Source organism: Aeromicrobium sp. Leaf289, assembly GCF_001423335.1.
GTDB lineage: Bacteria > Actinomycetota > Actinomycetes > Propionibacteriales > Nocardioidaceae > Aeromicrobium.
In genome coordinates this window covers 550081-563259 of sequence record NZ_LMNK01000002.1, presented here as the reverse complement: position 1 = coordinate 563259, position 13179 = coordinate 550081, and the positions used below count along the sequence as shown (strand labels likewise).

At 73.3% G+C, this 13179-nt stretch carries 11 protein-coding genes; 8 read left to right on the top strand and 3 right to left on the bottom strand.

The window, feature by feature from the left end; all coding sequences use genetic code 11:
* Positions 1 to 4: 4 nt before the first annotated feature.
* The 7 genes from ASF37_RS06635 to ASF37_RS06605 all read left to right on the top strand — a co-directional run bounded on the left by ASF37_RS06635 (position 5) and on the right by ASF37_RS06605 (position 6701).
* On the top strand, positions 5 to 511 hold the full coding sequence (locus tag ASF37_RS06635) for a low molecular weight protein-tyrosine-phosphatase (RefSeq protein ID WP_055962638.1): 507 nt from the start codon (positions 5 to 7) through the stop codon (positions 509 to 511).
* 10 nt (positions 512 to 521) lie between these two features.
* Positions 522 to 1400: a fructosamine kinase family protein gene (locus tag ASF37_RS06630; RefSeq protein ID WP_055962635.1), complete on the top strand. Its 879-nt coding sequence runs from the start codon at positions 522 to 524 to the stop codon at positions 1398 to 1400.
* Between the two features lie 74 nt (positions 1401 to 1474).
* Positions 1475 to 2167, top strand: coding sequence for a response regulator transcription factor (locus ASF37_RS06625; RefSeq protein WP_055962632.1), 693 nt, complete (start codon positions 1475 to 1477; stop codon positions 2165 to 2167).
* A complete protein-coding gene (locus tag ASF37_RS06620; protein ID WP_082506430.1) occupies positions 2167 to 3690 on the top strand; it encodes a cell wall metabolism sensor histidine kinase WalK in 1524 nt (507 codons plus the stop codon). Before ASF37_RS06625 ends, ASF37_RS06620 begins: the two co-directional genes overlap by 1 nt.
* Before the next feature lie 93 nt (positions 3691 to 3783).
* On the top strand, positions 3784 to 5382 hold the full coding sequence (locus ASF37_RS06615) for a S1C family serine protease (protein WP_056579587.1): 1599 nt from the start codon (positions 3784 to 3786) through the stop codon (positions 5380 to 5382).
* 167 nt (positions 5383 to 5549) lie between these two features.
* Entirely contained in the window at positions 5550 to 6467 is a 918-nt protein-coding gene (locus ASF37_RS06610) for a DMT family transporter (RefSeq protein ID WP_056579585.1), read from the top strand.
* 18 nt (positions 6468 to 6485) lie between these two features.
* Entirely contained in the window at positions 6486 to 6701 is a 216-nt protein-coding gene (locus ASF37_RS06605) for a DUF2945 domain-containing protein (protein WP_055962621.1), read from the top strand.
* 33 nt (positions 6702 to 6734) lie between these two features.
* On the opposite strand, the gene ASF37_RS06600 is transcribed toward ASF37_RS06605, so the two are convergent.
* Positions 6735 to 8675: an anthranilate synthase family protein gene (locus ASF37_RS06600; protein ID WP_056579583.1), complete on the bottom strand. Its 1941-nt coding sequence runs from the start codon at positions 8673 to 8675 to the stop codon at positions 6735 to 6737.
* Between the two features lie 194 nt (positions 8676 to 8869).
* Here ASF37_RS06600 and ASF37_RS06595 point away from each other — a divergent pair, with 194 nt between their 5' ends.
* Positions 8870 to 10084, top strand: a complete 1215-nt coding sequence (locus ASF37_RS06595; RefSeq protein ID WP_235499962.1) for an ArgE/DapE family deacylase — start codon at positions 8870 to 8872, stop codon at positions 10082 to 10084.
* Positions 10085 to 10513: 429 nt separating this feature from the next.
* Here ASF37_RS06595 and ASF37_RS06590 read toward each other — a convergent pair whose 3' ends face one another.
* Complete coding sequence (locus ASF37_RS06590) at positions 10514 to 11461, bottom strand: aminoglycoside phosphotransferase family protein (protein WP_055962612.1); 948 nt, start codon at positions 11459 to 11461, stop codon at positions 10514 to 10516.
* 33 nt (positions 11462 to 11494) lie between these two features.
* Positions 11495 to 13102: a metallophosphoesterase gene (locus ASF37_RS06585; protein WP_156364899.1), complete on the bottom strand. Its 1608-nt coding sequence runs from the start codon at positions 13100 to 13102 to the stop codon at positions 11495 to 11497.
* Positions 13103 to 13179 lie beyond the last annotated feature (77 nt).

The following is a 13179-nucleotide window of genomic DNA, read 5'->3' as shown; positions in this document are numbered from 1 at the left end:
GCGCATGAGCGAGCGACCCCTGCGCGTCGAGGTCACCTGCCTGGGCAACATCTGCCGCTCCCCCATGGCGCACGTGGTGCTCGAGCAGCGGCTCGCCGACGCCGGCCTGGCCGACGACGTCGTGGTCACGTCGTCCGGCACCGGCGGGTGGCACGAGGGCGAGCCGATGGACGAGCGCGCCGCCACCGCACTGAGCGCCGCCGGGTACGACCCGACCCGTCACCGCGCCCGCACGTTCACCACCGACACGTACGCCGAGGCCGACCTCATGCTCGCGATGGACGCCCGCAACCACGCCGACATGACCGAGCTCGCCCCCACCGTGGCCGACGCCGAGCGCGTGCGGATGTTCCGCTCGTTCGACCCGGAGGCCGCGCCGGGCGACGACGAGGTCGAGGACCCCTGGTACGGCGGGGCCGAGGGCTTCCAGCAGGTGCTCGCCATGGTCGAGCGGACCAGCGACGCCGTCGTGGCCGCCGTACCGCGGCTCCGTGCCGACCTCACCGGGTAACCTCGCCGCCATGGCACGGATGACGGGGACGGCAGCGCGCGCGGAGGCGCTCATCGGGCACGGGGTGGTCGCCACGACCCCCGTGGCGGGTGGCGACATCTGCACGACCACCCGGCTCCGGCTGAGCGACGGCCGCACCGCGGTCATCAAGACCCGCCCGCAGGCCCCGGCCGGGTTCTTCGCCCGCGAGGCCGCCGGGCTGCGCTGGCTGGCCGAGGTGTCCGACGGGGTGAAGGTGCCCGAGCTCCTGGGTGCCGACGACGAGTGCGTGGTGCTGGCCTGGGTCGAGCCCGGCAAGCCGACCGTCGAGGCGGCCGAGCGGTTCGGCCGCGCCCTGGCCCGCACCCACGCCGCCGGGGCGCCCACGTTCGGTGCCGACGTCGACGGCTTCATCGGGCTCGCCCCGCTGCCCAACCGTCCGCTCGAGACGTGGCCGGAGTTCTACGCGTCGCGCCGGGTCATGCCCTACGTACGTGCCGCGGTGCAGCGCAAGGCGCTCACGAAGGAGCAGGCCGGGACGATCGAGCGCACGATGGGCCGCATCCGTGAGATCGCCGGGCCGGCCGAGCCCCCCGCCCGCATCCACGGCGACCTGTGGTCGGGCAACGTCGTGTGGGGCACCGACGGACAGGCCTGGGTCATCGACCCGGCCGCGCACGGCGGGCACCGCGAGACCGACCTGGCCATGCTGTCGCTGTTCGGGCTGCCGCACCTTCAGCGGGTGCTCGAGTCCTACGAGGAGCAGGCCCCGCTCGCCGACGGGTGGCAGGCCCGCGTCCCGCTGCACCAGCTGCACCCGCTGCTCGTGCACGCCGTGCTGTTCGGCGGCACCTACGGCGCCCGCGCCACCGCCGCCGCGCAGGCCGCGCTCCACCCGCCCACCGACTGACCGCACCCGCGGTCCGCCGCAGGACTCGAGGGCGAACTCAGCCGATTCTCACCAGGGTTGGGCACACTGGACCCATGCGCATCCTGGTGGTCGACGACGACCGCGCCGTCCGTGACTCGCTGCGACGCTCGCTGGAGTTCAACGGCTACACCGTCGAGCTCGCCTCCGACGGCGCCGAGGCGCTCGCCGTGGTCCCCCGCACCGACCCCGACATCATCGTCATGGACGTCATGATGCCGCGGCTCGACGGGCTCGAGGCCACCCGGGCGCTGCGCAGCGCGGGCAACGACGTGCCGATCCTCGTGCTCACCGCGCGCGATGCCGTGAGCGACCGCGTCGACGGCCTCGACGCGGGCGCCGACGACTACCTGACCAAGCCGTTCGCCCTCGACGAGCTGCTGGCCCGCGTGCGCGCCCTGCTGCGTCGCTCGGCCCGCCAGGCCGAGCTCGAGGCCGACGAGCAACCGCTGGAGTTCGCCGACCTGACCCTCGACCCGGTCACCCGCGACGTGACCCGCGGCGAGCGCGCCATCTCCCTGACCCGCACCGAGTTCGCCCTGCTCGAGCTGTTCATGCAGCGCCCGAAGCGCGTGCTGGAGCGGTCGTACATCCTCGAGGAGGTGTGGGGCTTCGACTTCCCCACCACCGCCAACTCGCTCGAGGTCTACGTCGGCTACGTGCGCCGCAAGCTCGAGGCCGAGGGCGAGGCGCGGCTCCTGCACACCGTGCGCGGCGTGGGCTACGTGCTGCGCGAGACGCCGCCCTGATGACGGCCTCGTCCCCCGACGCCTCCCGTCCCGCCACGACGAGCGTCCGTCCCTCGGGGGCCGGCGCCGCGAGCGGTGACACCGCGCCCGCCGAGGAAACCTCGCGGACGACCGGCGTGGTCGACGCGGCCAGGCGGCGGATCCACCCGTACACCGCGCGGGCCTCGCTGGCCCTGCGCGTCGCTCTTCTCACCACGGGCGCGGTCGCCGCGGTGCTGGCCGTCGCGAGCGCCACGGTCTACATCACGGTGCGGGCCGAGCTGGAGGGCTCGCTCGACGCCTCGCTGGTGAAGCGGGCCGACGCGGCCGTGTCGGCCGGCTACTCCCCGTCGTCGATGTCGGCGGCCGACGTCGACCTGCTCTCGGTGTTCGGGATCCGGTTCATCTCCGTCGAGGGCGGCAAGATCTTCACGGCGCAGACCCGCTCGAACGTGCCCTACGACCAGCGCGAGATCGCCGTGTCGCTGGGCGAGGAGACGACGTCGCAGCGCACGGCCCGCATCGGTGGCGTGCCGTACCGCATCGTGGCCGTCCAGGCCGGACCCGGGCAGGCCCTGGTGCTGGCGCAGTCGATGGAGTCCACCCAGCGCTCGCTCGATCGGCTGCAGCTGATCCTGCTGCTCACGAGCGCCGTCGGCATCCTCGTGGCCGGCGTGGCGGGCTGGGTGGTGGCCACCAACGGGCTGCGGCCGGTCCGCCGGCTCACCGCCGCCACCGAGCGCGTGGCCCGCACCGCGGAGCTGAAGCCGATCGAGGTCACCGGGTCCGAGCACGACGAGCTGGCCCGGCTCACGTCGTCGTTCAACCAGATGCTCATGGCGCTCGACGCCTCGCAGCAGCGCCAGCGCCAGCTCGTCGCCGACGCGGGCCACGAGCTGCGCACCCCGCTGACCAGCCTGCGCACCAACATCGAGCTGCTGGGCCAGGCCACCGAGCGGCAGGACCGCACCCTGAGCCTGGAGCAGCGTCGCGAGATCATGGACGACGTGCGGGCCCAGCTGGGCGAGCTGACCACCTTGGTCGGCGACCTGGTCGAGCTGGCGCGCGACGAGCCCCTGCACCGCGCCCCCGAGCCGCTCGACCTGGTCGACGTGGTGGAGCAGGCGCTGGAGCGGGTGCGACCCCGCTCGACCGGGCTGACCTTCGACGTCCGCCTGGAGCAGTGGGACGTGATCGGCGAGGCCCACGTGCTCGAGCGCGCCGTGACCAACCTCCTCGACAACGCGGTCAAGTGGAGCCCGGACGGCGGCAGGGTCACCGTGGCCCTGCACGAGGGCGTGCTGACCGTCCGCGACGAGGGTCCGGGCATCGCCGCGGAGGACCTGCCGCACGTGTTCGACCGGTTCTTCCGCTCCACCGAGGCGCGCACCATGCCGGGGTCGGGGCTGGGTCTGTCGATCGTGCAGCAGGCGGCGGTGCGCCACGGCGGTGCCGTGCACGCTGAGTCGCCCGAGAGTGGCGGCACGGTCGTCACGTTCTCGCTGCCGTCGGCGGCCGAGCGCGGCGACGACACGCCGCTCTGACCTGCGGCGTCGGGCCACAGGAACCGCGATCTTCTTCCGCCGCTCACACGCGCCGCTCAGCGCGCTCTCAGTGATCGGGGAGAATGTTGTTCCATGACCGACCAGAACGATCCCTTCGCCGATCGCCCCTACTCCCCCCCGACGCAGCGCGGGGCCGGCGATGCGCCCTCCTCGGGCGCGGAGGGCACCCCTGGCGCTGCCCCCGAGCAGCACCTTCCCCAGCAGCCCGCCGACGCTCAGATCACGCCCGAGCAGGCGACCGGTGAGCCGCAGGCCGGTGGCCACCCGGCCGACCACGAGCCGACGGTGCAGACCCCCGTCGAGCACGGCTCGGCCCCGGACCGCACCACTGAGCAGCCCACCACCGGGCAGCCCACGACCGGGCAGCCCACGACCGAGCAGCCGGCGGCCTCGACCCCCGACCGCACCGGCACCCCGGTCCCCCCGGAGTACGCGCACCGCTACGAGGCACCCGCCGCGCCCGCGGCCGGCCACCCCGGAGCCGAGCCCACCGTCGTGCTCCCGGCCGGCGCCGGTGGCGGCCAGCAGCCGACCTTCGCCGAGCACACCGCGCCGGCGGACAAGCCCCGACGTCGACCCCGCCGGGCCGTGGCCGGCGTCGCCGCCATCGCGCTGCTGGCCGCAGCCGCCGGAGCCGGCGGCGCCGCCCTCTACGACCAGCTCGGTGCCGGCGACTCCGGCACGAGCCCGGTGGTCAGCTCGCTCGACTCGACCAGCGGGAGCGACCAGGCCACGAGTGGCCAGGTCGAGAAAGTCGCGAAGGCCGTGCTGCCGTCCGTGGTCCAGATCAACGTCTCCGGTGGGTCGGAGGCCGGGTCCGGCACGGGCATCGTCATCAGCAGCGACGGCAACATCCTGACCAACAACCACGTCGTGGAGGCGGCGGCCGAGCAGGGCACCATCACGGTGGCCTTCAGCGACGGCACCACGTCCAAGGGCACGATCGTGGGCCGCGACCCGAAGACCGACCTCGCCGTGGTGAAGGTCGAGCGCGACGGCCTCACCCCGGCCACGTTCGGCAAGTCGTCCGACCTCGCGGTGGGCGAGGAGGTCGTGGCGATCGGTTCGCCCTTCGGGCTCGAGAGCACCGTCACGAGCGGCATCGTGAGCGCGCTCAACCGTCCCGTCTCCTCCTCAGACGGCTCGGGCCAGAACACCACCGTGTTCCCCGCCGTGCAGACCGACGCCGCGATCAACCCGGGCAACTCCGGCGGACCGCTCGTCGACCTCGAGGGTCGCGTGGTGGGCATCAACTCCGCCATCCGCTCGGGTGGCACGACCGCCGCGAGCGCCGGTTCCATCGGCCTGGGCTTCGCCATCCCGATCGATCTCGCCAAGAGCGTGGCCGACCAGCTGGTCAAGGGTGAGAAGGTCGAGCACGCCCTCATCGGCGTCACCGTCCGTCCTGCCGTCGACAGCGACGACATCACCGGCATCGGTGCCGAGATCACCGAGGTCAACCCCGACAGCGCCGGCGCCGAGGCCGGTCTGGAGCAGGGCGACATCGTGACCGCCATCAACGGCCAGCCCGTCGGCAGCTCCGACGCGCTCGTGGCCGGCATCCGCGGCTACCGCCCCGGCGAGAAGGTCACGCTGACCTACCTGCGCGACGGCAAGAAGGCCGAGGCGGAGGTGACCCTCGCCTCCGACGGTGGCGAGACGAGCGACTGACGCTCCCCCGATCGGCGGCGCGCCCCTCCCCCCGAGCACTGCGCCGCCCTGCTCCTCCCCGGAACGCGGCACCTGCGTCCGGGGAGGAGCCATGTCTGGCGGCATCTCAGGCCTACGTGTCCGAAAACCGCGCGACGTCAAGGTCCTGCCAGCCCTAGCGTGGAGGCATGACCGTCTCCCCCGTGACCGAACGCGTGACCGAGCGGGACTGGTCGGTGGCCGCGCTCGCCGTCACCGTGGTGCTGTGGGCGTCGGCGTTCGTCGGCATCCGCGCCGTGGCCGACGTCTTCGAGCCCGGTCCGCTGAGCCTCGGTCGGCTGCTCGTGGGAGCGCTCGCGCTCGTGGTGATCGCCCGGCCGTGGCGTCACCGCCTGCCGCGCGGACGCACCCTCGGACTGGTCGTCGTCTACGGCGTGCTGTGGTTCGGTGCCTACAACGTGGCCCTCAACGCAGGGGAGACCTACCTCGACGCCGGCACCGCCGCGCTCGTCGTGAACATCGGGCCGATCCTCATCGCGCTGCTCGCCGGGATCGTGCTCAAGGAGGGATTCCCACGTCCGCTCGTGATCGGCATGGCGATCGCCTTCGCCGGCGTGGTGCTCATCGCCACCAGCACGCGCCACGACACGGCGGTCGAGACGGCCAGCGCCACCGGTGTGCTGCTGTGCGTCGCCGCTGCGGTGCTCTACGCCGTCGGCGCCCTCACCCAGAAGCCGACGCTGCGGACCGTCGCTCCGGCCATGTCGGTGTGGATGGCGTGCACCATCGGCGCCGTGGTCTGCGTGCCGTTCGCGCCGGGCCTCGTGGACCAGCTGGGGTCGGCGTCGAGCGGTGACGTGGCGTGGCTCGTCTACCTGGGGGTCTTCCCCACCGCCATCGGATTCACGACGTGGTCGTACGCGCTGCGCCGGCTCAGTGCCGGCTCGGTCGCGTCGACGACCTACCTCGTGCCGGCCGTCGCGACGCTCATCTCGTGGGCGCTCCTGGGCGAGGTGCCGGCGCCCCTCGCGTTCGTGGGCGGCGCGTTGTGCCTGGCCGGCGTGGCCGTCACCCGCCTGCGTCCTCGACGTGCGCACGTGGGCTGATCATCGCACCCTGAGGTCATGACGAAGAACATCCAGGTCGGTGATCGGGTCAGCTGGGACAGCCCGCAGGGCCGCACGCAGGGCAAGGTCGTGGAGCGCAAGACCAAGGACTTCCAGCTCGACGGCCGGCAGTGGAAGGCGAGCGATGACGAGCCGAAGCTCGTCGTCGAGAGCGAGAAGACCGGCGCGAAGGCGGCCCACGAGCCGTCGGCGCTGAACAAGCTGAAGAGCTAGCCGCGCGACCCCCGCCCCGCCCGCGCCGACAGCTCAGCCGAGCAGGTCGAGGACCAGGTCGCGGAGGATGGCGAACCCGCGCTGGGTCAGCACCGACTCGGCGTGGAACTGGATGCCGTGGAAGTGCGGACCGGCCACGTGGTGGATGTCGCCGGTCGCCTCTTCTCGCTCCACGGAGACGCCTGCGGGCAGGCCCGTCGCACCGACGCGGGCCACGAACGTGTTGTAGAAGCCCACCGTCTCCGGTCTGCCCAGCACGTCGAGCCGCGACTGCGTGCCCTGGAAGACGATGTCCTTGAAGTCGACGTCGAGGCCGAGGTTGCGGCTCAGCACCTGGTGACCCAGGCACACCGCGAGGAACGGCTGCTCCGAGGCGAGCAGGTCGACCACCACGTCGTCGAGGACCGCGATCTTGGCGTCGCCGACGTCGCGCGGGTCGCCCGGGCCCGGACCGACGACCACGAGGTCGTACTCGTCGAGCGCACGCCCGCCCTCGACCCAGGCGCGGTAGGCGTCGTGGCGCACGACGTCGGTGCTCATGCCCAGCACGCCGAACACGTGCGACAGCATGTTGACGAAGTCGTCCTCGCCGTCGACCACCACGACCCTGCTGCCCTGCAGCGACGGCTCGGGCGCGGCACCGGACTGGTCCGACAGCCAGAACTGGCTGAGCCGGGCGTTGCGCTCGCCGAGGGCGATGAGCACGTCGTCCTCCCGGGTGAACGCGTCGAACGTGTCGGGCGCGCCGCCCGTGGCGGGGGCCGGCGCGTCGACCAGGCCGAACGCGCTCAGCACGCCCGAGGCCTTGGCCCACGTCTCGGCGGTCTCGTAGTCGGGGTCGGAGTCGCGCACGAGCGTGGCCCCGGCGGTGACCTTCAGGTTGCCCTCGAGGTCGACGTCGGCCGTGCGGATGAGGATGGGCGCGTCGGCGCGCTGCAGCCCGTCGGCGTCGCGGCCCACGAGGGCGGCCACCGACGCGTAGTAGCCGCGGCCGTGCGCCTCGTACTGCTCGATGAGCCGGCAGGCGTTCTCCACGGGGCTGCCCGTGACCGTGGCGGCGAACATCGAGTCGCGCAGCACGGCGCGCACGTCGCGGTCCGTGCGACCGGCGAGCAGGTACTCGGTGTGCACGAGGTGGCTCATCGGCTTGAGGTACGGCCCCAGCACGAGACCCCCCTCGTGGCAGATGTCGCACATCATCTTGAGCTCCTCGTCGACGACCATGAAGAGCTCGTAGATCTCCTTCTCGTCGCGCAGGAACTCCAGCAGGGCCGACGTCTTCTCGGCGTGGGTCGTGAGCCCCTTGGTGCGGAACGTGCCGCTGATCGGGTTCATCCGCACCTGGCCGGCCTCGACGCTCACGTGCCGCTCGGGGCTCGCGCCGATGAGGTAGCGGTCGCCGGTGAAGATGCAGAACGTCCAGAACGCACCGCGCTCGCGCTCGAGCAGCCGACGGAACACGGCCAGCGCGGCGTCGTGGCCCCAGTCGGCGACCTTCGCCCGGTAGTGCCGCCCGATCACCAGGTTGGCACCCTCGCCGCGGCCGATCTCGTCGTCGATGATCTGGCGCACCATCGAGGCGTAGTCGGCGTCGGACGTCTCGAAGCCGCCGCGGTCGGCCAGCTGCACGCCGCCGTCTGGCAGCGTCGGCAGCAGGTCGGCCAGCGGGACCTCGTGGAGGACGTCGGCGCTCACCACGCGCAGGGGGGTGCCGTCGTCGTGCGCGGCGAACCCGCGCTCACGGGCCTGTCGGAACGGCACCAGCACCAGGTGGTCCCACACTCCGCCACCAGCCGCCCGCGGCCCGGCACCCCCGCCGAGCCGGTCGGGGACACCGGCCGACAGGGGCACGTCGGCCAGGTCCTCGACGTCCTCGAAGGCGCCACCGAGGAGGGTCACCGTGTCGCTGTCGCGCACACGAATCAGCGCGAACGCGGCCTGCTGCTGGAGCTCGCCGACGAGCGGGTGGGTCATGGTGTGTCCTTCGGGTCGCCTCGGCCGACGCCGGGACGGAGAACGCCCAGACCACTCGGCTGAGGGGTCTGGGCGTGGGTCGCGTCGAGGCCTCCTCTAGAGGAGGCGCCACCAGGGGGTGGGAACGACGATCATGGCGCCAGCGTAGTGCCTCGGCTGCGGGGACGGCTGTCACCCTTGCCAGACTGTGCGACGTGGAGCCCTTCGAGATCGACGTCGACCTGATCCGCCGCGACCTCGCGCAGCTCGTCAGCTACCCCAGCGTGGGCGGCAGCGAGTCCGAGGCGTCGGTGCAGCGCTGGTGCGCCGCGACCCTGCAGGGACTGGGGCTCGACGTCGACCTCTGGCCGATCGACCTGGCCGCGCTGCGCGCCGACCCCGACTACCCAGGCGAGGAGGTCGAGCGCGACGAGGCCTGGGGCTGCGTCGGCACCGGCGGAGGCGAGGGTGCGCCCGCGCTCGTGCTCAACGGTCACGTCGACGTCGTGCCGCCGGGCGACCCGGACTGGTGGACCGCGCACGATCCCTGGTACCTGCAGGAGGCCGACGGTCGCTGGTACGGACGCGGCACGTGCGACATGAAGGGCGGCGTGGTCGCCATCCTCGCGGCGGTGCGCGCCGTCGGCGACCGGCTGACCAAGCCGTTCGCGGTGCACGTGGTCGTCGGCGAGGAGGACGGCGGCATCGGCACCTTCGCCACGCTGCGCCGCGGCCACACGGGTCTGGCCTGCCTCATCGCCGAGCCGACGGCGGGTCAGATCGTCTCGGCCAACGCCGGGTCGCTCACGTTCCGGATCGAGCTGCGCGGCCGGGCCACGCACGGGTCGCGCGCTGGGCACGGCGTCAGCGCCGTCGACCTCTTCGAGCACGTTCACGCGGCGCTGCGCCGACTCGATGCCGAGCGCAACGTCGACCCGCCGGCACCGTTCACCGACCGCCCGTGGCCTCTGTCGGTCGGCATCGTGCAGGCCGGCGACTGGGCCAGCACCGTGCCCGACCTGCTCGTCGCGGAGGGCCGGTTCGGGGTCATGCCCGGCGAGTCCTTCGTCGACGCCATGGCCACGTTCGAGGCGGCCGTCGCCTCCGTTGACGACCCGTGGCTGCGCGAGCACCCGCCGCAGGTCACGTGGCCCGGCGGTCGGTTCGCAGCCGGCTCGCTGCCCGACGCCCATCCGTTCGGCGACTCGGTGCGTGACGCCGTGGTGGCCGCCGGGGCCGAGGCGCCGCCGTTCGTGGGCGCCCCGTACGGCTCCGACCTGCGCCAGTACGCCGCCGCCGGCATCCCCACCGTCCAGTTCGGCCCCGGCCACATCGAGCACGCCCATGCGGTCGACGAGTACGTGCCGATCGACGAGGTCGTGCTCAGCGCCCGGGCCTACGCGCACCTGCTCCTGCAGCACTGCAGCTGACCTGCGGGAGGTCTCGACCTGCCGGTGCGCGGCCGCGCGAGGCTCGACCTTGCTGGTGCGCAGCCGCGGCTCGCGCCGGGTGCGGCCCCGGAGGGCCTCGACCGGGCGGCTGGCGGCGCGGTCGGTCGAGCCCTCGCCCTGCGGCCTGGGTGGGCGGTAGGTGACGAGAGGAACGGAGGGGCGGCGGTAGGTGGCACGCACTTCCCGGGCCTCGGCGGTAGGTGTGGCGCGGAAAACGAGCGTGTATCCGCGCGCCACGTACCTTCCCGACGCAGGAAGCGCGCGCCACCTACCTCCACCGCCCACGACCCGCCGCAGTCCGAGAACCCAGCCGACCATGGCGCCGGCCGCCCGGTCGAGGCCTCTTGGAGACCGGCACCTACGCGAGCCGAGGCAACGCGACGGCGAACCCAGGCCAGCGCCGAGCCGTCAGTCCTGGACGGCCTTGGCCACGGTGACGCAGGTCGTCGACCAGTCGCGGTCCCCCGTCGTGAGCGGTCGGCCGAGGCGCTGCGCGTCCTGGACCGCCCAGAGTGCGTTGTGCATCATGCGGACGACGACCCAGTCGCGCGCCCGGTCCTCGTCGAGGCCCGCCGCGTCGACCACGGTGTGGAAGCGTCGACGGACCGCGAACCGGACGTCGCGAGCCGCTAGCACCTCGTCCCAGCGGTTCCACAGCAATGGGGCCGGCTCGTAGTGCGGGTCGCCGCTGATGCCCTTCGGGTCGATCGCCAGCCATGGTTCACGCAGGTCCGCCTCAGCCGGCGCTCCACGACGCGAGGCGAGGACGTTCGCGTCGTGCAGGTCGGTGTGCACCGCCACGCCGTCGGTGTCCGGGTCGGCCGCGAGGTCGCGCCCGAGCGAGACGGCCTGCTGCACGAGACGTCGCGGCGCCGGGACCGTGGCCTCCGCCGCGGCGAGCTCGTCGGTCCAGCGGGCGACCAGCGACGACAGCGCGACGAGCCGACGCGGCGCGGGCCGGTGCAACGTGCCGTAGAGCCCGGCGACCACCTCGCACGCCTCCAGCACCGGGAGCGACGACAGTGCGGCGGGGCCGGCGCGCTCCAGCAGGAGCGCCCCGCGGGCCGGGTCGGCACGGAGCATCCGCACCGCACCGCGGCCGTCCCAGGTCGACAGCGTCAGGTGCTCGTGCCGGGTCTCCTCGTCGACGAACCCGACCTTGAGCACGGCCTCGACCCCGTCGGCGGTCCGCACCGGCAGCACGAGCGCGCACTCACCGTGCATCGCCTCGCCGTCGCGCCGCACCGTCCACTCCGCCAGCAGCGTCTCGACGGTCCGGGGCAGGGCCTCCACGAACGTGGCCCACTCCGGCCCGCGGTCGGCGAAGGCCAGGACGTCCGGCGGGAGCGCGATCACGCCTCCAGACAACCACCCGGCGCCCACCGCGGGTCACGGCTGGACGGGCGCCTCCGGGTCCTCCTCGTCGGCAGTCGGGTCCTCCGTGGGATCCGGCTCGGCCGGCGTCGGAGCCGACGTGAGCGGCAGCGGCGTGTAGTCGCCGACGTCGATCACGCCGGCGGGCGTGAAGGTGACGACCTGCAGACCGACCGGCGCACCGTCGGCGTCGAAGGTGACGAGCGTGACCTGGGCGTCGCGGCGCAGGCTGCTGCCCAGCGCGATCGGCAGCACCGCGCCGCCGGTCGAGCCGGTGGTGAGGCGTGTGGTCGTGGCACCGTCCGGACCCGCGATCGCCTTCGGCCCCACCTGGTAGTGCAGGTGACCGGTGAGCACGAGGTCGACGCAGCCGCTGCCGGCCACCTCCTTCGCCGACGCCCACGAGTGCACCGCGAGCACGCCCACCCGCTCGCCTCGTTCGTCGGCCTCGCACGCCACGTCGCGCAGGGCGGTGTCCTGGTCCGACAGCGCGGAGTCGCGGGTGGCCGCGTCCTCGGTGTAGCCGGTGATCTTCGTGCCGCGCGGGTCGGTCTCGCCCAGGAAGCGCACCCCGCCGACCTCGACGGGCTCGGCGTCGAGCACGGTGAAGCCGTTCTTGCGCATCTGCTCGACGGTGGGGTCGGCGTCGTGGTTGCCGCCGACGGCCACGACGTCGAAGCCGTCGAACTCGCGGGCGAGGGAGTTGATGCTGAAGTTCTCCCACTCCCCGCCCTGCGACGTGTCGTCGCCGAGGTCGATGAGGAGCTCCGCCTGCGCCTGGTCGGCGATGCGGCGCGCGACCGGGTCCATGCCGATGTTGTCGTGCCGGTCGGTGACGACCAGGGCCGTCTTCTCGCCCTCCTCGGGCCGGCGCACGCTCACCTGCTGGGCCTGCTCCTCCAGCGCGCCGTAGAAGCTGACGGAGTCCTGGTAGAGGTAGAGCGCGCCCTCCACGAGGGCCCGGCTGCTCGTCGTGGCGCTGCCCTGCGCCAGCTCGAGCCGGTCGAGCACCGGGTCGGCCGGCAGCTGGGGGAAGATCTCGCGCACGCTCGACCACGTCTGCTCGGGAGCGTCGTCCTGGCGCTCGGGAAGGGTCACCAGCACCAGGGAACCGACCACCACGACCGACGTCGCGACCGCACCCGCCACCTGGCCGCGCGACGGCTGCACGGCGTCGCGGCGGATCCGGCGACGTCGGTCCTCGCCGACCGCCCGCCACGCCAGCACCACCACGGTGACGGCCAGCACGCCGACACCGACGCCACGCAGCGCCGCCTCGGCAGCCATGTCGGTCACGGCTGCCGTGACCTCGCGGATCTCACCCTGGGGCTGCGCCGCGATCGCGGCGTCGCGCTGCAGCAGCTCCTCCAGGCCGACGGCGTCGGAGTCGCCCAGGCGGATGTCGACACCGAGGCCGACGGGTGCATCGACGTCGACCCGGGCCTTCGGCAGCAGCGGCCCGAAGTCGAGGGTCGCGTGCCCGTCGAACGCCGGGCTGACCACCGCCTGGTGCGCGCCGATCGTGAGGTGCCGCTCGCTGTGCACGAACGTCGATGACGCGACGGGGAGACCGGCCAGCACGGCCACCGCCAGCAGGGCCACTCCGACCAGGATCCTTCGCACGGCACCACCCTAGGAGGGACGTGCCGGTCCCACGGGCCTAGGCCATCCGTTTCGGACAGTTCCGGGGCACTGTCGGG